The following is a 23,161-nucleotide window of genomic DNA, read 5'->3' on the forward strand; positions in this document are numbered from 1 at the left end:
GCCTCCGCAATGAGCACAGGGACGCCACGCATCCACGAACTGTGCCTGGGCACGGAGGGGCGGGTGTGTTGTCAGGTTAGACGCAACCCGCGTGGGAGCAGGGCCGAGGCGGAATCAGCCGACGAACGTCACAGCCGTTTGTTGAGCCAGCGCGCCAGGCGGTCGCCGCCGAACTGGATCAGCGTCACCAGTGCCACCAGCAGGATGATCACGGTGAGCATCACCTGGGTGTCGAAGCGCTGGTAGCCATAGCGATAGGCGAGATCGCCGAGGCCGCCGGCACCGATGGCGCCGGCCATGGCCGAGGAGTTGATCATGGTCACCAGGGTGATGGTGAAGCCGGCGACTATGCCTGGCCGTGCCTCGGGCAGCAGCACGTTGCAGATGATGTGCCGGGGCTGGCAGCCCATCGCCTGCGCCGCCTCGATCAGACCATGGTCGACCTCGCGCAGGCTGACTTCGGCGATGCGTGCGAAGAACGGCGTGGCGGCGATGGTCAGCGGTACTACCGCGGCCCACACGCCGTAGCTGGTGCCGACGATCAGGCGGGTGAAGGGAATCAGCGCGACCATCAGGATCAGGAAGGGGATCGAGCGCAGCACGTTGACCACGCTGCCCAGGCTCTGGTTGACCAGGCGTGCCTGGAAGATCCCGCCGGGGCCGGTGGTGACCAGCACCAGGGCCAGCGGAATACCCACCAGCAGGACGATGGCCGAGGACGCGCCGATCATCAGCAGGGTGTCGAGCAAGCCTTGCAGCAAACGATCAGGCATGGGTGAGTACCTCCAGCCGATCGGCGACGTCGCGGGCGCGTTCGAGCAGTTGCGGAGCACTCGCGGCAGGGGCAGCGACGCTCAGCAGCAGGCGGCCGAGGGCGCGGCCCTGGATGCGTTCGATGCCGCCGTGCAGCAGGCTGATGCGGCTGCCCAGCGCCTGGGCGATGGCCAGCAGGTCCGGCTCCTGTTCGCGCACGCCGGTGTAGTGCAGGTCGAGGATGACTTCGTTGTCCGAAGGATGCTCCAGCCGCGCCAGCAGGTCCGGTGGCAGGTGCTGTTGCAACGAGCCGAGCAGGGTGCGGCTGACCTCGTGCTGCGGGTTGCCGAAGACTTCCCAGACATCGCCCTGCTCGACGATGCGCCCGCGTTCGAGCACCACCACGCGGTCGCAGATTTCGCGGATCACCGCCATCTCGTGGGTGATCAGCACGATGGTCAGGCCAAGGCGGCGGTTGATGTCGCGCAATAGCGCGAGGATGGCCTGGGTGCTTTCCGGGTCCAGCGCCGAGGTGGCTTCGTCGCAGAGCAGGATTTCCGGCTGGTGCACCAGCGCGCGGGCGATGCCGACGCGCTGCTTCTGGCCGCCGGAGAGTTGTGCCGGGTAGGCGTGGCGCTTGTCTTGCAGGCCCACAAGCTGCAGCAGTTCATCGACCCGCTCGGCGATGCGCGCCTTCGGCACGCCGGCCACGCGCAGCGGCAGGGCGATGTTCTGCGCCACGGTCTTGGCCGACATCAGGTTGAAGTGCTGGAAGATCATGCCGACGCGGCGGCGCAGGCCGACCAGTTGCTGGGCGTCGAAGGCACCGATGTCCTCGCCGTCGATCAGCACCTGGCCGACACTGGGTTGCTCCAGGCGGTTGAGGGTGCGGATCAGCGAGCTCTTGCCGGCGCCGCTGCGGCCGATGATGCCGAACACTTCGCCACGGCGGACGGAGAGTTCGATGTCGCTGAGTGCCTCCACCGGGCCGTGGTGCCCGGCGTAGGTCTTGCCCAGGCCGCGCAGGGCGATGTGCTGGGTGGCGAGTTCGAGGTTGCGGTTGAAGCTGACCATGGTGGGGGCCTGTTCCTGAAAGGTGAGGCAAGGAACGTAGGGCGCATGACCTGGAACAGGTTATCCGCCGGCTGCTATGTGGCGGATAACGCTGGCGCGTTATGCGCCCTACGAAAGCATGCTTGCGAGTCCGGCAATCGTTGTAGGAGCGAGCTTGCTCGCGAACCCCGCTGCGAGGCCGGGTTCGCGAGCAAGCTCGCTCCTACAGGTAAACGCTGCTGCGCTTACTGCCAGCCCGGCTGGTAGAGCGAGCCGTGGGCCTTGTCCAGCGCGGCGCGGACCTGCGGCGAGTGCTGGTAGAGATCGACGAACTTCTTCAGTCGGCCGTCCGGGTCCTTGAAGTCGTCACGGGTAACGAACTGGATGACGTATTCGCGGTTCTCGATGCCGTCGAACAGCAGGGCGCTGTTCGGATCGATGGTCCCGGCGAGGCGGATGTAATGCGGGTAGCCCTGCGCGAGGTCGACATCATCCAGCGCACGCACCAGTTGCACGGCCTCCAGCTCGATGATCTGGATGTGCCTGGGGTTGGCCACGATGTCGTCGAGCGTCGCCTTGTAGCCCACGCCATCCTTGAGCTTGAGCAACCCGGCCTTCTGCAGCAGCTGCAGGCCGCGGCCGCCATTGATCGGGTCGTTGGCGATGGCGACCTTGGCGCCGTCGGGCAGGTCGGCGATGGCCTTGTAGCGGGTCGAGTACAGGCCGACGTTGTTGATGATCCCCGGCGCGAAGGCCTTCAGGTGCAGGCCGCCCTCGCGGTTGGCGTTCTCCAGGAAGGGTGTGTGCTGGAAGTAATTGGCGTCGATGTCACCGTGGTCGAGGGTGATGTTCGGCGCGTTCCAATCGGTGAATTCCACCAGCTCGACCTTCAGCCCTTGCTGGGCGGCTTCCTTCACCGCCACTTCCAGCGGCGGCGCGAAGGCCGCGGTGGTGCCCAGGCGCAGGGTGTCGGCGGCCTGGGCGAGGCCGGCGGCGAGGAGGCTCAGCGAGAGGCCGAGGGTGAGTTTGAAGCGTGCATGCATGGCAACGAATCCTTTTGGTTTGTAGAGCCTGTCGGCCTTTTAAAGAGAGAAGGCTGGAGTCGCTCCAGTGGCGGTTGCCTGGCGGTAGCTCGCGCCGACATGCCGCGCGGGCAAGCGGGCGCGGCCGGCGCCGAAGAGTTTTTCCCGCAGCGGGCCGTCGGCGTAGGCGGTCTTGTAGGCGCCGCGGTTCTGCAGTTCGGGCACGACCAGTTCGATGAAGTCGGCGTAGCTTTCCGGCTCCACGGTGCGGGTCAGGTTGAAGCCATCGAGCCCGGCATCGTTGATCCAGCCCAGCAGCTCATCGGCGACCTGCGGCGGGTTGCCCACCAGCGTGGTGTAACGCCCGCCGAGGGCGAGCTGTTCCAGCAGCTGGCGCACGGTGGCGTCGGTGCGGGCGACGGTCAGGGCCTTGGTGGCGGACTCGATGGCGTTGGTTTTCTCGTAGCGGATCGGCTCGTCCAGCGCATAGCGCGAGAAGTCGATGCCGGTGGTGCTGGCGAAGTGCGCAAGACCGGCTTCCGCGCTGGCAAAGCGGCGGTACTCGGCGAGCTTGTCGCGCGCCTCGGCCTCGGTCGGCGCGACGATCACATTGATGCCCATGAACACCTTGATATCGTCTGCCCGCCGGCCCGCGTCCACCGCCGCCTGGCGGATGCGCTCCACCAGCACGCGAGTGGCCTCGCGGGTCTGCGCCGAGACGAACACGCACTCGGCATGGCGGGCGGCGAAGGCCAGCCCGCGATTGGATGCGCCCGCCTGGAACAGCAGCGGCGTGCGCTGCGGCGACGGCTGGCTGAGGTGGTAACCCTCGACGTCGAAGAACTCGCCGTGGTGGCGAACCTTGTGCACCTTGCCCGGCTGCGCGTAGATGCGGCGCTGGCGATCGGCGAGCACGGCGTCGTCTTCCCAACTGCCTTCCCAGAGCTTGTAGAGCACCTCCAGGTATTCGTCGGCGCGGTCATAGCGGCGGTCGTGATCGATCTGCCGGTCCTGGCCCATGGCGCGGGCGGTGCTTTCAAGGTAGCCGGTGACGATGTTCCAGCCGATGCGGCCATCGCTCAGATGATCCAGCGTGGAAAGCCTGCGGGCGAACGGGTAGGGCGCCTCGTAGGTGAGGTTGGCGGTGACGCCGAAGCCCAGATTCTGCGTAACGCCGGCCATGGCCGAGACGAGCATCAGCGGGTCGTTCACCGGTAGCTGGATGGCTTCCTTGGCGGTGAGCTCGATGCCGTTCTGGTAGACGTCGTAGACGCCGAGGATATCGGCGAGGAACAAGCCGTCGAACAGGCCCTTTTCCAGCAGGCGCGCGAGCTCGGTCCAGTGGCTGAGCTTGTTGAAGTCCGTCGAGCGGTCGCGCGGGTGCGTCCACAGGCCGTGGTTGATGTGGCCGACGCAATTCATGCTGAAGGCGTTGAGGAGAATCTGTTTCTGGCTCATGGGGATTCCTTGCGCTGGCGGCTCGGCAACGGCGCTGCGGCATGGGCATGGCGAATACCCGGGAGCGGGGTATCCGCGGCGGTGGCGGATAGCGCCGTAGGCGTTATGCGCCGTACATCGCTGGCCGGGGGCCTGTAGGAGCGAGCTTGCTCGCGAACCGATGAGGGCTCGGGCTGTTCGCGAGCAAGCTCGCTCCTACGAAGAGCTGATACGGCGCGGGGCATCAGAGCGTCCCCCGGCGCGGCGGCAGCTTGCCGTTGAGGTAGTAGTTGCCCACCGCGAAGTACTTCCAGCGCGCCGGGTCGTGCAGGGTGTGCACGCGGGCGTTGCGCCAGTGGCGGTCCAGGCCCAGTTCGGCGAGGCTGGCGCGGCTGCCGCCCAGTTCGATCAGCTTGCTGCCGGCCAGCAGCGAGACTTCGGTGGTAATGGCCCGCGCCTCGGCCACGGCGATGGAGGCGGCGGCAACGCTTTCGGCAGTCGGCTCGGCGATGGCGGCGTCGAGCACTCGGCCGGAGCGATCCAGCAGCGCTTCGGCGGCATGCAGGCGGATCGCCAGGCGGCCTACTTCGTTGATCGCCAGCGGATCATCACTGGCCTTGTCCACGCCCGAATCGATCCACGGCCGTGCCTTCTCGCGGAGGAACACCAGCGCATCCTCGTACGCGCCTCGGGCGATACCGACGTCGATGGCGGCGTGAAGAATCTGCGCGAACGGACCGACCGTGGTCGGGCGCTCGAAGGCGCTCTGGAACGGCACGATGTCGCGCTCGTCCACCGGCGCGCCATCGAACACCACGCTGCCGCTGCCGGTGGTGCGCTGGCCGAAGCCGGACCAGTCGTCGATGATCTCGACGCCTGGCGTATCGCGCGGGGTGAAAGCGAACTGCTGCAGACCATCGTCATCGATCACCAGCGTGGGAATGCGCTGCGCATAGAGCGCGCCGGTGCAGTAGAACTTGCGGCCATGGATGCGCAGGCAGCCATCCTCGCGCTTGAGCCGCGTGGTGCGGTCGTGGGCGGTACGGGTGCCGATCTCCGCCAGCGCATTGCCGAAGCGCACGCCGGCCAGCACCTCGGCGAACAGGCGGGCTTTCTGCTCGTCGTTGCCATTCACCCGCAACAGCTCGACGGCATAGAAGTGGTTCTGCGGAATCTGCCCGAGCGAACCGTCGGCAGCGGCAATGATGGCGATCACCCGCGCCACGGTGACGCGGGAAACGCCCGCGCCGCCGTACTCGCGCGGCACGGTGATGCCCCACAGGCCGGAGTGGCTGAAGCGTTCCAGTTCATCCCACGGCAGGCGTCGCTCGCGGTCGCGGGCGATGGCGCCTTCGCGGAAGTCGGCGGCCAGGGCGCGGGCGACGTCGAGCGCTTCGTCGTCGCTGCGGATGATATGGACGGGATTGGCCAGCTCTGGGTTGGACAAAACGATGCTGTTCATCGGCGCTCCTCAGATCCAGGAATGACGCGCCGGGCGGGCGCCGTTGAGGTGGTAGGCGCCAACTGCCTGGACCTTCCAGCGCACCGGGTCGTGCAGGGTGTGCACGCGGGCGTTGCGCCAGTGGCGGTCGAGGTTGAATTCGGCGAGGGTGGCGCGGCTGCCGGCCAGCTCGAAGAGCTTCTCGCTGGCGACCAGACTGATCTCGGTGGTCAGCACCTTGGCCTCGGCCACGGCGATGGAGGCGCGGGCGGCGGATTCGTCGTCGATGGGCCGTGCGCTGACTTCGTCGAGTACGTGGCCGGCGCGTTCCAGCAGTGCTTCGGCGGCGTGCAGTTCGACCTGCAGACGGCCGATCTCGGCGATAGTGAAGGGCTCGTCGCTGGCGTTCTCGACCTCGGCATCGATGAACGGGCGAGTGCGCGTGCGGATGAAGTCGATGGCGTCTTCCAGCGCATTCGCTGCGATGCCGGCATCGATGGCGGCCTGGATCAACTGCGAGACGGCGCCCTGGATGTTCGGGATGTCGGCCAGGCGGCCGTTGTGGATCACCAGCGAGTCGGCGACGGGGGCGTTCTCCAGCAGCACGGTACCGCTGGCGGTGGTGCGCTGGCCGAAGCCGGACCAGTCGTCGACGATGCGCAGGCCGTCCACGCCGCGTTCGACGAAGCCCATGACGGCGCGGCCGTCTTCGTCGATGGCTTTCACCGCGACCCAGTGGGCGAACAGCGCGCCAGTGGAATAGAACTTCTCGCCACTGACGCGGAAGTTGTCTCCATCGCGCAGTAGGCGCGCCTTGAGTTCGAGGGTGTTTCTGGTGCTGCGCTCGGGGCCGGCATTGCCGATGCGCCGGCCGTTGAGCACGCCGCCGAACAACACGCGCTTCTGCGCCTCGCTGGCGACGCTGTCGATGACGTTGAGCAGGCCGAACTGGTTCTGCGGAATCTGCCCCAGTGCCGGGTCGGCAGCGCAGATCACGCGGAAGACTTCGGCGACGGTAGCGTAGGAAACCTGCGCGCCGCCGTACTCGCGGGGAATGCTGATGCCACCAAGCCCCAGAGCGGTGAAGTGTTCCAGTTCACTCCAGGGCAGCGCGCGCTCGCGGTCGCGGGCGGCTGCTCCGGGTTTTGCCAGGCGGGCCACTTCGTGGGCGGCTTCGATGGCCTGGGGGTCGTTGCTGATACGGCGCGCCGGGAGTAGCCGGGGCGCCTGGTCACGAAGGTCCTTGGGTGCGGATTCGTTGGTCATGCGGTTTCCTGTGGTGACGGAGCAGCTCTTCGTAGGAGCGAGCTTGCTCGCGAACAAACCCTGGTGCGGGGCCGAAAGGTTCGCGAGCAAGCTCGCTCCTACAGGACAAACGCGGGGGCGCTTAGAACGCCGGGGCGATCTCGCCCTTGTAGCGGGTCAGGATGAACTGGCGGACTTCCGGCGAATTCAGCGCCTTGGCCAGCTTCTGGATGCCCGGGTCCTGGATGTTGTCCGGACGCGCCACCAGGAACTCGGCGTAGAGGTCCTTGCCTTTCTCGACGATCAGCGCGCTCTTGGTGTCGATCCCGGCTTCCAGGGCGTAGTTGGCGAAGATGAACGCCAGGTCCACCTGCTTCACCGCGCGGGCCAGCAGCGCGCCTTCCAGTTCACGAATCTTCAGGTGCCTGGGGTTGTCGGTGATGTCGCGCTCGGTGGACTGCGGGTTGCTCGGGTCCTTGAGCTTGATCAGGCCGCTCTCGGCCAGCAGCACCAGGGCGCGGCCGGTGTTCACCGGGTCGTTGGGGATGGCCACGCTGGCGCCGTCGGGCAGCTCGGCGAGGGACTTGTACTTGGTGGAGTAGGCGCCGAATGGCTCGATGTGGATGCCCACCACCGGCACCAGGTCGGTGTGGCGGGTCTTGTTGAAGTCATCGAGGAACGGCCGGTACTGGTAGTAGTTGGCGTCGAGGTTCTTCTGCGCGAGCTGCAGGTTGGGCTGGATGAAGTCGGTGAAGACCTTGATGTCCAGGTCGACGCCTTCCTTGGCCAGCTGCGGTTTGACGAACTCGAGAATTTCCGCGTGCGGCACCGGGGTGGCGCCGACAACGAGTTTCTCCCCCGCGTGGGCGGAGAAGGCGACGACGGCCGCCAGAATGGCGATGGCCTTTTTCATGGGTGTTGCTCCTTGGGGCTTCAGTGGGTGGGCCGTCGTGGTGTGGACGTGGGGCCTTGATGGCAGCGGGGCCCGGCTGCCGGCGGGTGTTCTGGGTGCCGCTCCCGGAGAGGGAGTGGGCGGGGAATTCAGCGCCTCGTGTAGCGCGCCACCAGGCGGTCGCCGCTCATCTGCAGGGCCTGCACCAGCAGGATCAGCAGGGCGACGGTGATGATCATCACGTCGGTCTGGAAACGCTGGTAACCGAAGCGGATCGCCAGGTCGCCAAGGCCGCCGCCGCCGATCACGCCGGACATCGCCGTGTAGTCCACCAGCACGATGGCGGTCACGGTGACGGCAGCGATCAGCCCGGTGCGCGCTTCCGGCAGCAGCGTGTGCCAGATGATCTGCCAGGTGCTGGCGCCCATCGCCTGAGTGGCTTCCACCAGGCCGCGGTCGACTTCGCGCAGGGCGGTTTCCACCAGCCGCGCGAAGAACGGCGTGCAACCCACCACCAGCGGCGGGATGGCGCCGGGCACGCCCAGCGAGGTGCCGGTGACCAGCGTGGTGACCGGGATCAGCACGATCAGCAGGATGATGAACGGCAGCGAACGCAGCATGTTCACCACCACCGACAGGGCGCGGTACAGGCCGGGCTTCGCGTGCAGCTGGCGCTTGCCGGTGAGGTACAGCAACACGCCCAGCGGCAGGCCCAGCAACACGGTGAAGGCCAGCGCGCCGCCGAGCATGGCGAGGGTGTCCAGGCAGGCCTGGCCGAGGTCGTGCCAGTCGAGGTTGCGGAACCAGCCGTCCATCATTCGCGGCCCCTGCGCAGCTTGGCGGCGCGGTGCGAAGCGCCGAGGCGGTCGCCCTGGCCGAACAGCTTCTGGCGCAGCGTGCCCTGTTCGTACTCGCGCTTGAACAGGCCGCGTGCCTGTAGTTCCGGCACCAGCAGGTCGACGATGTCGACGAAGGTTTCCGGCGCCACCAGGCTGGACAGGTTGAAGCCGTCCACGTCGGTTTCCTCGACCCAGGCCTGCAGCTGGTCCGCCACGGTCTGCGGCGAGCCCACCAGCAGCGGGCCGTCGCCGCCCAGGGCGCAGTAGTCGGCGATCTCGGCGGCGGTCCACTGGCGCTGCGGGTCGGCGGCGCTGAAGGCGTCCACCGCAGACTGGATGGCGTCGCTCTGTACGTGGCGCAACACCTGGTCCGGCGCGTACTGGCCGAAGTCGATGCCGGTCCAGCCGGAGACCAGAGCCAGGGCGCCGTCACGGTCGCTGTACTGGCGGTAGTCTTCCAGCTTGGCCAGCGCCTCGGCGTCGGTCGGTGCGACGATCACCGTGAGCTGGTTCAGTACCAGCACATCGCCGGCCTGCCGACCGGCTTCCACGGCGAGGCGGCGCAGGTCGGCGACCTGGTCACGGAGGATGTTTTTCGTCGGTGCGGCGACGAACACGCACTCGGCATTGCCGGCGGCGAAGGCTTTGCCGCGGCTCGACGCGCCGGCCTGGTACAGCACTGGCGTACGCTGCGGCGATGGCTGGCTGAGGTGGAAGCCGGGCACTTCGAAGTGCTCGCCCTGGTGCTCGATGGGGTGGACCTTGCGCGGGTCTGCGTAGACGCCACTCTTGCGGTCGGCGACTACCGCGTCATCGTCCCAGCTGGCCTCCCAGAGCTTGTAGCAGACCTCCAGGTACTCGGCGGCCAGGGCGTAGCGCTGCTGGTGGTTGAGCTGCTGCTTCAGCCCCAGGTTGCGCGCGCCGCTGTTGAGGTAGGAGGTGACGATGTTCCAACCGGCGCGGCCACGGGTCAGGTGATCCAGGGTGGACATGCGCCGGGCGAAAGGGAACGGGTGCTCGAACGACACCGAGGCGGTAATGCCGAAACCCAGGTGCTCGGTGGCCGCGGCCATGGCCGGGACGATCTGCAGCGGGTCGTTGGCCGGCACCTGGGCGCCGGCGCTCAGCGCGGCGTCGGCATTGCCGTGGTAGACGTCGTAGACGCCCAGCACGTCGGCCAGGAACAGGCCGTCGATCTTGCCGCGTTCGAGGGTTTTCGCCAGCTCGATCCAGTAGTGGATGTCGGTGTAGCGCGCGGCCTGCTGGTCGCGCGGGTGGCGCCAGAGGCCGGGCGAGAGGTGGCCGACGCAGTTCATGGCGAAGGCGTTGAGGCGGATCTGCTTGTTCATGGCGATGGCCTCAGTTCCAGTCGTGGCGCGGCGGGCGCTTGTCGTTGAGCAGCCAGTTGCCGACCAGGTGGTACTTCCAGCGCACCGGGTCGTGCAGGGTGTGCACGCGGGCGTTGCGCCAGTGGCGGTCGAGGGCATGGCGGGCGAGGGTGGAGCGGGTGCCGCCCAGCTCGAACAGCTTGTTGGCGGCGTCGATGGCGACCTCGGTGGTCAGCACCTTGGCCTTGGCCACGGCAACCGAGGCGCGGGCCACGCTGTCTTCGTCCGGCGCCGGGCGGGCGGCGTCCATTACCTTGCCGGCGCGTTCCAGCAGGGCGTCGGCGGATTCGATGCGGATGCCCAGTTCACCGACCTGGATGATGGTCAGCGGGTCTTCGCTGGCCTTCTCCACGCCCGCGTCGATCCACGGGCGCGCCTGTTCGCGGACGAAGGCGATGGTGTCGCGCAGCGCCGCGCGGGCAATGCCGGCATCGATGGCGGCGGTAGTGATCTGCGCGAACGGGCCGGCCAGGGTCGGTACGTCGTAGGAGCGGTGGGTGGGGAAGACGTTGAACGCCGGCACACGCAGGCCTTCCACCAGCACCGTGCCGCTGGAGGTGGTGCGCTGGCCGATGCTCGCCCAGTCGTCGACGATCACCAGCCCCGGCGTGTCACGCGGGACGAAGGCGAGCTGGGCGTTGCCCTGTTCGTCCAGGCCCAGCACACCGAGCCAATGGGCGTAGAGCGAGCCGGTGCAGTAGCCCTTGCGGCCATCGAGTACGACATGGTCGCCGTCGCGGCGCAGGCGGGTCTGGATGTCCTGCACGGTCTTGCCGCCGGTTTCCGACAGCGCGTTGGCGAAGCGGTTGCCCTTGAGTGCCAGATCGAAGAAGAAGCGCTTCTGCTCCTCGCTGCCCTGCAGGCGGATGTCTTCCAGCAGGCAGTAGTGGTTCTGTGGAATCTGCCCCAGCGACGGGTCGGCGGCGGAGATGATGGCGATGACTTCCGCCAGCGTGGCGTAGGACACCTCGGCGCCACCAAAGGCGCGCGGCACGCTGATGCCCCACAGGCCGCTGTTGGAATAGACCTCGACCACTTCCGGCGGTACTTCGCGGTTGCGGTCGCGCTCGGCGGCGCCTTCGAGCAGGAAGGCGGCGACCTTGTGGGCGACGTCGATGGCCTCGGCGTCGGAGGCGATTACCTGGGCGTTCGGCTCACGGATGTCGTAGTGGGCGGATTCGGGGAGTTGGGACATGGCAGTACAGCGACCTCGGGGCAGATGAAGCGGCCCGGTGTTCGGGCCTGTCTGTTCAGGTCATTGCACAAGCTGTGCCGAAATTTAAAAGTCTTGTAAATCAATGGTTTGGTGTTTTTCTCCAACACTTGAGGCGCTGGGCAAACAGCAAAGTGTTGGGTGGGTGTTGCTGTGGCAACAGTGGTGGAGCAGGGGATGTACCTTGACGGATCGGAGCGGCCTGACACCCATCGCGGACGGAGTCCGCTCCTACCGAGAATTTCCATCGGGTGTAGGAGCGGACTTCGTCCGCGATGGGTCGGCAAACCTAAGCTGGTTGATCAACCAGCTCCTGGCAGACATCGATCCAGTCCGCCGCCACCAGCTCTGCCATGCGCTGCGGCCCGATGCGTACGGCGCTGTGCACCGCCCCAGCCGCCGGCAGTACTTCGTCGAAGGCCTGCAGGGACACATCGCAATACACCGGCAACGGCGTCGCCAGGCCGAACGGGCAGACCCCACCCACCGGGTGTCCGGTCAGCTCCACGACTTCCTCGGCACCGAGCATCTTGGCCTTGCCGCCAAAGGCTTCCTTGAGCTTGCGGTTGTCCAGCCGCGCATCGCCGCGCGCCACCACCAGCACGGTACGCTCGCCCACCCGCAGGGACAGCGTCTTGGCGATGCGGCCCGGCTCCACGCCGTGGGCCTCGGCGGCCAGGGCGACTGTGGCGGTGCTGGTTTCCAGCTCGATGATGGCGATGTCGGGGGCCTTTTCGGCGAAGAAGGCGCGAACCGATTCCAGGCTCATGGGGCAATGCTCCGTGTCATGCGAAAAGGACTGAATCTAAGAAGCGCGGAGCAGACTGTCCAGCCCGGAGGGCTAGCGTCCGTGGATCAGCAGGGTTTCGATGTCGGGCACCTTGAGTGCCTCTTCGGCGTTGAGCAATTCCAGCCGCGCCGCGAAGATCCGCAGTTCCCGATCGGCGGCCAGCACGGCTCGCCTGAGCGCGGCCAGTGGCACGGTCACCGAATGCAGGGCGGGCGGCGGGGTGAAGCTTTCGCCCTGTTCGTTTTCGTTGAAATCGAAACTCGCGGACTGATTCTGCTGGCAGATGACCGGTGACGGGTGGCCGCTGTAGAGGTAGGCACCCTTGCCCTGGGCAATGCGCTGCCAGCTGTGCAGGTCGCCCAGGTCGCTGCAGCACTGCGGGAAGAGAATGTCCAGATTGCCCACCCGCAGGACGTAGCCGCCCGGCAGGGGGCGAATCTGCCGCCAGTCTCCGGAACCCCTCAGGCCCTCGGCGCAGTGCAGGCGAATCAGTCGCGAAATGTCCGGGTCGCTCAGGTTTCCGAGGCGATGGAATGCGCTGCCCGGGAGATAGGGCTTGAGCCCCGGGCTGAAACCGTTGGCTTGCAGGTTGCGCTCGTGGAATGCCTGCCAGCTTTGCACGTGCTTCCAGTACGGCCCGTCGATCGGCAAGGGAACGTCATCGACCAGATAGAACAGTTCGATGACGGGAATGAGCTGGACCTGCATGGGGACGCCCGGATTAATCTGAGCGCCCCGTTCTAACGGCGCTGGCGATGGCCGTCCATAGCGAAATTTCCGATTTCACCGTCTTCCCGTGCCCTGGCGACCTATGCTCATTCCCCCTGTGCCGCCGTGGAAATTTTTTTCCAATGACTGTCGATCTGTCGTCGCGCCCTTCGACTAGATGTCAGGAACCGGTAGCAACCGGCCGCCACGCTGGCAACTACAAGACAATGACAAGAGGAGAAAGACCATGCGCTTCATGGTGATCGTCAAAGCCACCGCCGACTCCGAAGCCGGTGTAATGCCCAAGGAAGAGCTGCTCGCCGCCATGGGAGCCTACAACGAGGAGCTGGTGAAGGCCGGCGTGATGCTCGCTGGCGAGGGCCTGCACCCCAGCGTGAAGGGCGCGCGGGTGCGCTTCGATGGCGCATCGCGGCAGGTGATCGACGGCCCGTTCGCCGAAACCAAGGAGCTGATCGCCGGCTTCTGGATCATGCAGGCCGCGTCGTTGCAGGAGTGCATCGATTGGGTCAGGCGTTCGCCCAACCCGTTCGACGGCGAGTCCGAGATCGAGATCCGGCAAATCTTCGAGGCCGAGGATTTCGGCGCCGAATTCACCCCGGAACTGCGCGAGCAGGAAGAGCGCCTGCGCGCCGAAATCGCCAGCAAATCCTGAATCTGGAGGACACCGCCATGTTGATGAATGCTTACCTGGTCTTTGATGGCAACTGCGAGGAAGCCTTCCGTTATTACGCCGAGGTGCTGCGCGCCGAGCTGCCGGCGCTGATGCGCTTCTCCGATGCGCCGGGCTGCGAGGACATGCCCGAGGCGCTGAAAAACCGTGTCATCCATGTTCGCCTGGAGGTAGACGGCCATGTGCTGATGGGCTCGGATGCCTCGCCCCAGTGCGGTCAGTACGACGGGGTGAAGGGCGTATCGATCACCCTCAATGTCGACAGCAAGGCCGAGGCGCGGCGTCTCTTCGACGCCCTGGGGCAGGGCGGCAAGGTCACCATGCCGCTGGAGCAGACCTTCTGGGCCGAGCTGTTCGGCGCCGTGGAAGATCGCTTCGGGGTGCCGTGGATGATCAATTGCGAGAAGGAAGGTTAGGCGCGCCGTCGAGACAATCGCGGGCGGAGTCCGCTCCTACGCGAAATGGCAACACTGGCGTAGGAGCAACTGTCTTTCTCGGGAAGCCCGTGCCGATGCTTTCCCCTCACCCCAGCCCTCTCCCGGGGGAGAGGGAGCAGTCCGTGCCGACTGTTGCCGACGTTTCATCCTGCACCGAACGGTCCCCTCTCCCCTTGGGAGAGGGCTAGGGTGAGGGATGGCCCAAGCGCAGAGGTGTCTCGCAGGAGCGGACTTTGTCCGCGATCGCTTCATTCCTGCACGATCCCACCCGCGGCGCGGAACCGCTCCGGCGTCGTCCCGGTAAACCGCTGGAATGCCCGGTGGAAGCTGGTGACGTGTTCGTAGCCGAGCAGGAAGGCAATCTCCTGCAGGGCCATCCGGCTGGCCAGCAGATAACGCTGGGCCAGCGCCATCCGCACTTCCAGCACGATGCCCTTGAAGGTCAGCCCGTGCTCGCGCAGCCGGCGTTGCAGCGTATGCGGTGGCAGGCGCAGCCAGGCGGCGGTCTGCTCCAGGTCCGGCAGCGGGATGCGCGCATTCTGCAGCAGGTAGTAGCGCACATCGTCCGGTAGCGCCGGGCCGCGCTCGAAGCTGGCCAGCGTTGCCGCGCCCTGCGCCTGGCACAGTCGGCTCACCGATGGGTTGGCGGTGGAGAAGGGGCGGTCGTGAAACTCCTTCGGCATCCACAGCTCGGCCTGCTCGGCATTGAAATGGCAGGGGCCGGGGAAGAGCTCGCCATACACGGCGGCATGGGCCGGCGGCGGATAGGGCAGGTGCAATTGCATGCCGGCGCAGTTTTCCAGGTCCGGCAGGCGCTGGCAGAGCCAGCGCCAGGTGCTGCTCAGCCATTCCTCGCAGAGTGCAATGCGTTCCACCTCGCCGAAAGGCGGGAGCTGCAGCGTCAGACGGATGTGCTCGCCGATTTCCTCGCGGTGGGTGTGGATCGGGTGTGGCATCAGGCTCGAAGGCTGGCCGAGGGAGATATCCCAGGAGCGCCGCAGGTTCGCCGCGCTGATCAGCGCATAGCCGATCACCCCGAGATCGAAGAGGTTGTAGCGCTGGCCCAGGCGCAGGAAGAAATCGCTCGAACCGAGCAGGCCGGCGGCCTGATGCAGCAGGCGGTAGTAGCGGGCGAAGTTCATTTCCGCGGCCGCCGCTTCGCCACCGGCCGGCAGGCCCAGGCCGCCGAGCAGGGGAGCCACGGGCGGCAGGGCGGGGCGAGCGCGCCATTCGTCGAGGAAATGGCGGAACAGCTGGCGCGCGGCGTAATCGATGTCGAAGGAAGCGGTGGGCATTCGCGCGGTCAACCTGTCGTTTAATGCTAGCGAGTTGTCATCTTGTGCTAGTCAATGGTTGAAAGTCGAGCCCTATACTGCCCCCACGGACAAGAACAACAAGGGCTTCCCATGACCGCTCCGGACCGCTTCCGCTCCTCCAACTCCCCCACTGATCGCTTTGCCGAACTGCTGCTGCACAACGGCCGCTTCTATACCCTGGACCCCGCCCAGCCCTGGGCCGAAGCCGTGGCCATTCGCAATGGCCGGCTGCTGGCAGTGGGCCGCCGCGAGGACATGGAGCACCTGGTCGGCGCGGACACCCTGGTGCGCGATCTCGAAGGCGCGTTCTGCATGCCCGGCCTGCACGACATGCACACCCATCCGGACCTGGCGCTCAATCCACGCTATGCCGACGATCTCGACGTCGGCATCGAGGACCCGACTCCGGAGCAACTGGCGAAAGCGATCCGTGACTACGCCGACAGCCATCCCGGCGATGGCTGGGTCTACGGCCAGTACTGGGTGCGCTACACCTTCCGCGAAGCCGGGCTGAAGCCGGGCCGCGAGTGGCTCGACTCGGTGATGCCGGACCGTCCGGTTGCGCTGCTGGACCGCATGTGGGGGACCATGATGGTCAACTCCCGCGCGCTGGAACTGGCCGGCATCGATGCCAGCACCGCTGACCCGCGCAATGGCTACCTGGAGCGCGATGAGCTGACCGGCGAGCCCAACGGCCTGCTGATCGACGGTGCCTACGCACTGATCCATGCCGCCATGCCGCCGACGCCGGCCAAGGTATTGCGCCAGTCCTACCGCGAGGGTGTGCATTTCCAGAGTTCGCGTGGGGTCACCGCGGCCAAGTACCTGCACGTCTGCGAGAACCGTCTGGATGCCCTCAAGTACCTCGACGATGCCGGGCAACTGACCCTGCGGGTCGAGGCCGCGATCAGTTGGCAGGACGATATCTTCCCGGTGCGCCGTCGCTGGGAGCTGCTCAGTGGCGAGCGCCACTACTACCGCAGCGCACGCCTGTCGGCGAATGCGGTGAAATTCCACTTCGACGGTACCGTCGAGCCGCGCTCCTCCTTCCTTATTACCCCCTGGCCGGGCGAGGACGCCTGGCGCGGCAAGCTCAACCTGACGCCGGAGCACATCAACGACATGGTGGTGGACATGGATCGCAGCGGTATCCGCGTCATCGCCCACTGCACCGGCGATGCGGCGTCCGACGTGTTCCTCGACGCAGTGGCCGAAGCGCGTCGGCGCAATGGATTCAGCGGCGTGCGCCACCAGTGCGCGCATAGCACCATCCTGCATCCGGGCAACCTCAAGCGCTTCCGCGAGCTGGAGGTGATCGCCGAGTTCTCCCCGGCGGCCTGGTACCCGACGCCCTTCGCCAGCGGCGCGCGCTCCGGCTACGGTACCGATCGCCTGAAGCGCATCTACGACTTCAAGGGCGTGCTGGCTGCCGGCGGTATCGCGGTGTTCGGCACCGACTGGCCGGTGGCGTCCATCGACCCCTGGCTGGCGCTGGAAACCCTGGTCACCCGGCAGAATCCGTGGAACGACGACCCGGCATGCTTCGGCGAGCCGATCAGCCTGGAACAGGCGATTCGCGTAGCGACGCTCAATGGCGCCTATGCCATGGGCCTGGAGAAGCTCACCGGCAGCCTGGAGGCGGGCAAGTCGGCGGACTTCATCGTGCTTGACCGCAACCTCTTCGAGCAGCCGGCGCGCAACTACATCCATCGCACCGAAGTACAACTGACCTTCGTCGAGGGCCGCCCGGTGTACGACCGTCTTGGCCAGTTCAGCGACACCGCCCTGGCGGCGGTGTGGCAGGGCGAGCCACCGCGCATCGACGGGGTCAACGCATGAGCGCCGCGAGCATCCCGGTGACGGTGGTCGCCGGCTTCCTCGGCGCGGGCAAGACCACGCTGCTGCGCAACCTGCTGGAGCGCTGCGAGGGTCGGCGGCTGGCGGTGATCGTCAATGATTTCGGCGAGCTGAACATCGACGCCGGGATGATCGCCGAGCAGACCGAGGCCGTGTACAGCCTGGAGAATGGCTGCATTTGCTGCTCGGTGCAGGACGACCTGCTGGCGCAGCTGGAGCGGCTGGCGAATATGCACCCGCCGCTGGAACAGGTAGTGATCGAGTGCAGCGGGGTTTCCGACCCGCAACGCATCGTGCAGACGCTGGGCTACCCGAAGCTGCGCAGGCGCCTGCACCTGGATGCGGTGCTGACGGTGGTCGACGCTGCCCGTCGTGAGCCGCTGGAAGGCGAGTACGCACGGCTGGAGCGCATGCAGGCAGCAGCGGCCGACCTGCTGCTGTTGAACAAGTGCGACCTGCTGGATACCGACGAGCGCGCGAGTCAGCGCGAGCGCTTCGGACGCGGAGCGCGAGTGCTGGAAACCATCCAGGCGCAGATTCCCGATGAGCTGCTGCTGGGCGAGCCGTCGCGCAAGCTGCGGCCGCATGGGCAGGAAGGTGTCGACCATGGCGAGCTGTTCGACAGCTGGAGCTGGCAGGGTGATGAACACTTCGACGGCGTGCGGCTGAAGCACTGGCTGGAGACGTTGCCGCGCGGGTTGCTGCGCCTCAAAGGGCTGATACGCCTGACGGGGCAGGGCGAGGCGGCGTGGCTGCAATATGTGGGCGGGCGCTACCAGTTACGCCCGGCGACGCTGGCCGAGGCGGCGCAGGGTTCGCGGCTGGTGTTCATCGCGGAGAAGAATGCGTGGTTGCGGGATCAGCTGGATGCCGGACTGCGTGACTGCTCTTCGTAGGACCGAGGGGGACGCCAGATCCTTGCTCGCGAACAGCCCAGCGCCGCAGCCGCCGGGAAGTGGTTCGCGAGCAAGCTCGCTCCTACAGGTTTGATTCACCCTGTGCGCGGGCAATAAAAAAACCGGCCACCAGGGCCGGTTTTTCATGACGCGCCGAACTCAGCGGTATTCGCAGAGGTAGGCGGTGTCCTGGGCGACTTTCAGCTGGAACTTGCTGTTGGCCGGCACGGTGAAGTTGCTGCCGCCTTCGAAGGTTTCCCAGTTGTCGCTGCCCGGCAGCTTGACGGTCAGCGCGCCGGCGACGACGTGCATCACCTCCAGCTGGCTGGTGCCGAATTCGTATTCGCCGGGAGCCATCACGCCGATGGTGGCGGGGCCTGCGGTCATGTCGAAGGCGATGGATTTGACGGTGCCGTCGAAGTACTCGTTGACCTTGAACATGGGCTTCTCCTGCTAGAGGGGTGAAAAAGGGCCCGCCAGTATGCCCAAGGCCGCAGGCCCCGTCACTAGAGCGGCGCAGGCGACCGTGCAGTCAGCGATTGCGGGGCGCTTTCAGCCGGCGACGGGCAGGGTCAGCGGCAGCAGACGGGCGGTGTTGCGGGCGTCTTCCAGGGCGCGGTGCGGTTGCCCCTGGAAGTGCAGGCCGGCCAGGTGCAAGGCAGCGTTCAGCCCTACCGGGCGCTTGAGCTGGCGGGCCTGGGCGAAGCGCTGCTTGAGGTTGACGTGAGGAACGCGGGAAAGGTGGCTGTCCAGGTGCTGGCGGCGCCATTCCAGCTCCAGCTGATGGCGGTCGTAGTCGCCCCAGCTGGTCCATCCGGCCAGGCGTGGCCTGTGCTGGGCGAGCCAGCGCTCGAACTGCGGCCAGACCTCATGCAGGGGCGCTGCGGCATCGACGTTGGCCTGGGTGATGTGGGTGAGTTCACGGCAAAAGGCCGTCAGCAGCGGACGCCGCTGCGGGCGGACGAAACGCTGGAAATGGTCGAGCTCGCGACCGTCGGCCTCGGCCACCAGGCTCGCGCCGATCTCGATGATCTCCATTTCCTCGACCGGCCAGCCGCCTTCCTCGGTAGTGGCTTCCAGGTCGATCACCAGCCAGTGGGGCATAGTCGGTGCTCGTGGTTGGGTTCGAAAGTTGGGTTCGAATCGAGTATGGAAGGCGTTTGCAGGACCGGCAAACCGCTGTGCTAGGCTGAGCGACTTGATCGGACAAGGGGACTGCGATGGCGAAAGTGGCATTCATCGGCCTGGGCGTGATGGGTTACCCCATGGCCGGGCACCTGGCGCGCGAAGGGCATGAGGTGTGTGTCTTCAATCGCACCGCAAGCCGTGCGGCGCAGTGGGTCAGGCAGTTCGGTGGCCGCTCGGCGGATACTCCGCGCGAAGCCGCGCAATGGGCCGACTTCGTGATGTGCTGCGTGGGTAACGATGATGACCTGCGCAGCGTGGTGCTGGGCGAGGAGGGCGCATTGGCCGGCATGCAGCCCGGTTCGGTGCTGGTGGACCACACCACCGCCTCGGCCGAAGTCGCCCGTGAGCTGGCGGTGGCGGCAGCCGAGCGTGAGCTGGGCTTCCTCGATGCACCGGTGTCCGGCGGCCAGGCCGGTGCCGAGAACGGCGCGTTGACGGTGATGGTCGGTGGCGATGCGGATATCTATTCGCGTGCCGAGCCGGTAATCGCCACCTACGCGCGCATGGTGCGACGCATGGGCCCGGTGGGCAGCGGGCAACTGACCAAGATGGTCAATCAGATCTGCGTGGGCGGCCTGCTGCAGGGGTTGTCCGAGGCCCTGCACTTTGCCCAGAGCGCCGGCCTCGACGGGATGGCGGCGATGGAAGTGATCAGCAAGGGTGCCGCGCAGTCGTGGCAACTGGAGAACCGCCACCAGAGCATGCTGGAAGGTCGCTTCGATTTCGGCTTCGCCGTGGACTGGATGCGCAAGGACCTGGGGATCGTCCTCGACGAGGCACGCCGCAATGGCGCGCAACTGCCGGTCACGGCGCTGGTCGACCAGTTCTACGCCGAGGTGCAGGCCGCCGGCGGCGGGCGCTGGGACACCTCCAGCCTGATCACTCGCCTGCAGGACTCGTCCGAGTCCTGACTCGCTTTATTCCCTGCAGGTGGCGCCATCGGTCGCAGAGATCGTCGTGCGCCGCTCCTGCCCGCCTCAGGCGCGGAAGATAAAGTACACCGCGCCCAGCAGGCACAAGCCGGCCCAGAGATAGTCGAGCTTCAGTGGCTGCTGCATGAAGTACACGCTGAACGGCACGAAGACCGCCAGCGTGATGACCTCCTGCATGATCTTCAGTTGCCCCACCGACATCACTGTGTAACCGATGCGGTTGGCCGGCACCTGCAGCAAGTACTCGAACAGTGCGATGCCCCAGCTGACCAGCGCCGCGATGATCCACGGCTTGCTGTTCAGGGTTTTCAGGTGGCCGTACCAGGCGAAGGTCATGAACAGGTTGGAGAGCGACAGAAGAAACGCGGTTTGCAGCCAGACCGGCATGGCAGCGGCTCCAGTGGGGGACTGCGCCTGAGCCTAGTGGAGCGCCGCGCGACAGCCAAGGGGCGGGGTAGTGATCAGAGTCTTGTTGCGGGCAAGCGCAGTTCTGCTGGCGCTGGGAATGCTGGGGGTTGGTGGCTGGAAGGGCTGGCAGTGGTGGCAGCAGCGGCCGGTCTGGGCGCAGCTGACGGTGGCGCCGGCCATGGCGGCCGGGCAGAGCTGGAAGCTGGGTGGCTATCGCCTGGAATGGGACGGCGCATCCTTCGCCTTGCTGGCGGGCGAGCACCCCGCGCAGACGCTGTGGCAGACCCGTGGCGGGTTCCTCGCCGCCGGACTCGGACGTGTCGAGGCCGAGGAGCATCGTGGCGCAATGTTCGTCCACGAACACCGTGGTTTGCTGTGTCACCAGCAACAGCTGGATGCCGTTCGGGGCGGGACGGATGAGCTGCTGATCTCGGGGAAACTGGGTTGCGACGATGGTCGGCAGGTGCCTTACAGCGTTGCACTGCGTGCCGATGGCGAGCGCGGCGTGCTGATGGATGTGAGCCTGGATGACCCGACGCTGAACCGTCTCTATCTGGCTTGGGCGCGGGAGGCCGACGAGCAGTTTCACGGCTTCGGCGAGCAATTCACCCGCTTCAACCTGAGCGGGCGCCGGTTGCCGATCCTGGTACAGGAACAGGGCGTGGGGCGTGGCCTGCAACCCATCACGCTGGCCGCCGATCTGACTAACCGCGCCGGCGGTGATTGGTGGACCACCTATGCGCCGGTACCTTTCTACCTCACCTCGCGCCTGCACGGCTTCTTCAGCGAGGCATCGGAGTACCAGGTCTTCGACCTGCGTGACGATCAGCGCGTGGCGCTGGAAGTGCACGCCGGCAAACTCAAGGCGCACTTCTATAAAGGCAGCAGTCCCAAGGCATTGATCGAAGCACACACCTCGGTCGTCGGGCGCATGCCGCCGTTGCCGGCCTGGACGCAGCAGGGGGTGATCCTCGGGCTGCAGGGCGGCACCGAGCGTGTGCGTGGCATCGTCCAGCAGCTGGAGCAGGCGAAGGTGCCGCTGGCCGGCGTCTGGGTGCAGGATTGGGTTGGCCAGCGCAGCACCAGTTTCGGCAAGCAACTGTGGTGGAACTGGGTGCTCGATGGTGAGCGCTATCCGGGATGGTCGGCGTTCAATGCCGAGCTGCGCGCCAAGGGTATTCGCAGCCTGGCCTACGTGAACCCATTCCTGGTGGACACGGCGGAGAAGGGTGGGACGACCCGCAATCTCTACCGGGAAGCGCTGGAGCACGGCTACCTGACGGTGGACGCCCAGGGGCAGCCCCTTCTGTTGCAGAACACCAGCTTCAGCGCCGGCTTGGTCGACCTGACCAGTCCTCAGGCCGCTGAATGGCTGCGTGGAGTGATGCGCGAGGAAATGCTTGGCGCCGGCTTCTCCGGCTGGATGGCGGACTTCGGCGAGGCCTTGCCCTATGACGCGAAGCTGGCGTCCGGTGAGTCGGCGGCGGCGTTGCACAACCGCTATCCGGAGTTGTGGGCGAAGCTCAACCGGCAACTGCTGGACGAGGAGGGGCCAGGCGACCTGCTGTTCTTCATGCGTTCCGCCTACAGCCGCAGCCCCGGCCTGACCACGAGCCTGTGGCTGGGCGACCAGTTGGTGACCTGGGACGCCGACGACGGCCTGCACAGCGCGCTGTTGGGGTTGCTCTCCGGGGGTGTTTCCGGGTTCAGCCTGAACCACAGCGATACCGGCGGCTACACCACCATCAGCAGCCCGATCAGGAACTACCACCGCAGCGAGGAACTGCTGCTGCGCTGGATGGAGTTTTCCGCCTTCACCAGTCTGCTGCGCACCCACGAGGGCAACCGTCCGGACGACAACGTGCAGGCCTACAGCACGTCGGCCACGGTGGCGCAGTTGCAGCGCTTCGCCAGTGTATTCCGCGAGCTGGCGCCGTACCGTCAGCGCCTGATGGACGAGGCGGCCCAGCACGGTTGGCCGCTGGTGCGCCCGCTGTGGCTGGAGTTCCCCGCTGATCCGGCCAGCTTGGCGGAAACGCCGACGAGCTATATGCTCGGCGACCAATTTCTGCTGGCACCGGTACTGGAGCCCGGCGTGCAGCGCCTGAACGTGGCATTGCCCGAGGGGCGCTGGGTGCACCTGTGGAGCGGCAGCACCTTTGAGGTGGCTGCCGGCGGGACAGTTGACGTCCCCACGCCGATTGGCGAGCCGGCGGTTTTCTACCGCGCAGGCTCCGCCGAGGGCGAGCATCTGGTGGCGGCACTGCGCGAGCAGGGACTGCTGCGCTCCAGCCCGTGATCCCTGAGTCGAGAGTCCATCAACCATGCAATGCCGTATCGGCTGTGGCGCATGCTGCATAGCGCCGTCGATTTCCTCGCCCATCCCCGGCATGCCCGACGGCAAGCCCGCGGGTGTGCGCTGCGTACAGCTGGATGAGCGCAATCTGTGCAAACTATTCGGCGACTCGCGGCGTCCAAAGGTTTGTGCGGCCTTCGATGCGGACGCCGATGCCTGCGGTAGCAGCAACGAACAGGCTTTGCAGATTCTCACCGAGTGGGAGCGTATCACCGCCGCCTGATGTGACTTGGAAGTCACGTTTTCGCGGTCCATACTGACGCCCCAACCCGCTCAAGACCGCGGATTGCGACGGGGCG

Annotated in this window: 23 protein-coding genes; 7 read left to right on the plus strand and 16 right to left on the minus strand. The window is 66.5% G+C overall.

Annotated elements, in window-relative coordinates; genetic code table 11:
- Positions 1-128: 128 nt before the first annotated feature.
- From L6D89_RS12210 to L6D89_RS12265, 12 genes are all read right to left on the minus strand, one after another.
- Positions 129-773, minus strand: a complete 645-nt coding sequence (locus L6D89_RS12210; RefSeq protein ID WP_236199862.1) for a methionine ABC transporter permease — start codon at positions 771-773, stop codon at positions 129-131.
- Entirely contained in the window at positions 766-1,827 is a 1,062-nt protein-coding gene (locus tag L6D89_RS12215; protein ID WP_236199863.1) for a methionine ABC transporter ATP-binding protein, read from the minus strand. Before L6D89_RS12215 ends, L6D89_RS12210 begins: the two co-directional genes overlap by 8 nt.
- 224 nt (positions 1,828-2,051) lie before the next feature.
- A complete protein-coding gene (locus L6D89_RS12220) occupies positions 2,052-2,849 on the minus strand; it encodes a MetQ/NlpA family ABC transporter substrate-binding protein (RefSeq protein ID WP_236199864.1) in 798 nt (265 codons plus the stop codon).
- Positions 2,850-2,888: 39 nt separating this feature from the next.
- A complete protein-coding gene (locus L6D89_RS12225; protein ID WP_236199865.1) occupies positions 2,889-4,286 on the minus strand; it encodes an LLM class flavin-dependent oxidoreductase in 1,398 nt (465 codons plus the stop codon).
- Positions 4,287-4,509: 223 nt separating this feature from the next.
- Positions 4,510-5,727, minus strand: a complete 1,218-nt coding sequence (locus tag L6D89_RS12230; protein ID WP_236199866.1) for an SfnB family sulfur acquisition oxidoreductase — start codon at positions 5,725-5,727, stop codon at positions 4,510-4,512.
- A 9-nt stretch (positions 5,728-5,736) separates the two neighbouring features.
- On the minus strand, positions 5,737-6,972 hold the full coding sequence (locus L6D89_RS12235) for an SfnB family sulfur acquisition oxidoreductase (protein ID WP_236199867.1): 1,236 nt from the start codon (positions 6,970-6,972) through the stop codon (positions 5,737-5,739).
- A gap of 121 nt (positions 6,973-7,093) precedes the next feature.
- On the minus strand, positions 7,094-7,864 hold the full coding sequence (locus L6D89_RS12240; RefSeq protein WP_236199868.1) for a MetQ/NlpA family ABC transporter substrate-binding protein: 771 nt from the start codon (positions 7,862-7,864) through the stop codon (positions 7,094-7,096).
- A 128-nt stretch (positions 7,865-7,992) separates the two neighbouring features.
- A complete protein-coding gene (locus L6D89_RS12245; protein ID WP_236199869.1) occupies positions 7,993-8,658 on the minus strand; it encodes a methionine ABC transporter permease in 666 nt (221 codons plus the stop codon).
- On the minus strand, positions 8,658-10,031 hold the full coding sequence (locus L6D89_RS12250; protein ID WP_236199870.1) for an LLM class flavin-dependent oxidoreductase: 1,374 nt from the start codon (positions 10,029-10,031) through the stop codon (positions 8,658-8,660). Before L6D89_RS12250 ends, L6D89_RS12245 begins: the two co-directional genes overlap by 1 nt.
- Positions 10,032-10,041: 10 nt before the next feature.
- Positions 10,042-11,265 (minus strand): SfnB family sulfur acquisition oxidoreductase, encoded by a 1,224-nt coding sequence (locus L6D89_RS12255; RefSeq protein WP_236199871.1) that lies wholly within the window; start codon positions 11,263-11,265, stop codon positions 10,042-10,044.
- A gap of 307 nt (positions 11,266-11,572) precedes the next feature.
- Positions 11,573-12,052, minus strand: a complete 480-nt coding sequence (locus L6D89_RS12260) for a YbaK/EbsC family protein (protein ID WP_236174636.1) — start codon at positions 12,050-12,052, stop codon at positions 11,573-11,575.
- 72 nt (positions 12,053-12,124) lie between these two features.
- Entirely contained in the window at positions 12,125-12,781 is a 657-nt protein-coding gene (locus L6D89_RS12265) for a hypothetical protein (protein ID WP_236174637.1), read from the minus strand.
- 247 nt (positions 12,782-13,028) lie between these two features.
- Here L6D89_RS12265 and L6D89_RS12270 point away from each other — a divergent pair, with 247 nt between their 5' ends.
- Together L6D89_RS12270 and L6D89_RS12275 are read left to right on the plus strand one after the other, a co-directional pair.
- Positions 13,029-13,454 carry a YciI family protein gene (locus L6D89_RS12270; RefSeq protein ID WP_236199872.1) on the plus strand — a complete coding sequence of 142 codons (426 nt, stop codon included), beginning with the start codon at positions 13,029-13,031 and terminating at the stop codon, positions 13,452-13,454.
- Between the two features lie 17 nt (positions 13,455-13,471).
- On the plus strand, positions 13,472-13,888 hold the full coding sequence (locus L6D89_RS12275; RefSeq protein WP_236199873.1) for a VOC family protein: 417 nt from the start codon (positions 13,472-13,474) through the stop codon (positions 13,886-13,888).
- Between the two features lie 269 nt (positions 13,889-14,157).
- On the opposite strand, the gene L6D89_RS12280 is transcribed toward L6D89_RS12275, so the two are convergent.
- Positions 14,158-15,204 carry a helix-turn-helix transcriptional regulator gene (locus L6D89_RS12280; protein WP_236199874.1) on the minus strand — a complete coding sequence of 349 codons (1,047 nt, stop codon included), beginning with the start codon at positions 15,202-15,204 and terminating at the stop codon, positions 14,158-14,160.
- A gap of 111 nt (positions 15,205-15,315) precedes the next feature.
- On the opposite strand from L6D89_RS12280, the gene L6D89_RS12285 reads away from it, so the two are divergent.
- Together L6D89_RS12285 and L6D89_RS12290 are read left to right on the plus strand one after the other, a co-directional pair.
- Positions 15,316-17,064, plus strand: coding sequence for an amidohydrolase (locus L6D89_RS12285; RefSeq protein ID WP_236199875.1), 1,749 nt, complete (start codon positions 15,316-15,318; stop codon positions 17,062-17,064).
- A complete protein-coding gene (locus L6D89_RS12290; RefSeq protein ID WP_236199876.1) occupies positions 17,061-17,978 on the plus strand; it encodes a CobW family GTP-binding protein in 918 nt (305 codons plus the stop codon). Before L6D89_RS12285 ends, L6D89_RS12290 begins: the two co-directional genes overlap by 4 nt.
- Positions 17,979-18,137: 159 nt before the next feature.
- On the opposite strand, the gene ppnP is transcribed toward L6D89_RS12290, so the two are convergent.
- Together ppnP and L6D89_RS12300 are read right to left on the minus strand one after the other, a co-directional pair.
- Entirely contained in the window at positions 18,138-18,419 is a 282-nt protein-coding gene (gene ppnP / locus L6D89_RS12295; RefSeq protein WP_088417293.1) for a pyrimidine/purine nucleoside phosphorylase, read from the minus strand.
- Positions 18,420-18,530: 111 nt separating this feature from the next.
- Positions 18,531-19,082, minus strand: coding sequence for a 3'-5' exonuclease (locus tag L6D89_RS12300; RefSeq protein ID WP_236174642.1), 552 nt, complete (start codon positions 19,080-19,082; stop codon positions 18,531-18,533).
- 116 nt (positions 19,083-19,198) lie between these two features.
- On the opposite strand from L6D89_RS12300, the gene L6D89_RS12305 reads away from it, so the two are divergent.
- Positions 19,199-20,077, plus strand: a complete 879-nt coding sequence (locus L6D89_RS12305) for an NAD(P)-dependent oxidoreductase (protein ID WP_236199877.1) — start codon at positions 19,199-19,201, stop codon at positions 20,075-20,077.
- 66 nt (positions 20,078-20,143) lie between these two features.
- Here L6D89_RS12305 and L6D89_RS12310 read toward each other — a convergent pair whose 3' ends face one another.
- Positions 20,144-20,485, minus strand: coding sequence for a DMT family protein (locus L6D89_RS12310; RefSeq protein ID WP_017518056.1), 342 nt, complete (start codon positions 20,483-20,485; stop codon positions 20,144-20,146).
- Positions 20,486-20,555: 70 nt separating this feature from the next.
- Here L6D89_RS12310 and L6D89_RS12315 point away from each other — a divergent pair, with 70 nt between their 5' ends.
- Together L6D89_RS12315 and L6D89_RS12320 are read left to right on the plus strand one after the other, a co-directional pair.
- Positions 20,556-22,805: an alpha-glucosidase gene (locus L6D89_RS12315; protein ID WP_236199878.1), complete on the plus strand. Its 2,250-nt coding sequence runs from the start codon at positions 20,556-20,558 to the stop codon at positions 22,803-22,805.
- Positions 22,806-22,830: 25 nt separating this feature from the next.
- A complete protein-coding gene (locus L6D89_RS12320) occupies positions 22,831-23,085 on the plus strand; it encodes a YkgJ family cysteine cluster protein (protein ID WP_054907940.1) in 255 nt (84 codons plus the stop codon).
- Positions 23,086-23,161 lie beyond the last annotated feature (76 nt).

This window comes from Pseudomonas pseudonitroreducens, assembly GCF_021603645.1.
In the GTDB taxonomy this organism is placed as follows: Bacteria; Pseudomonadota; Gammaproteobacteria; order Pseudomonadales; family Pseudomonadaceae; genus Pseudomonas; species Pseudomonas pseudonitroreducens.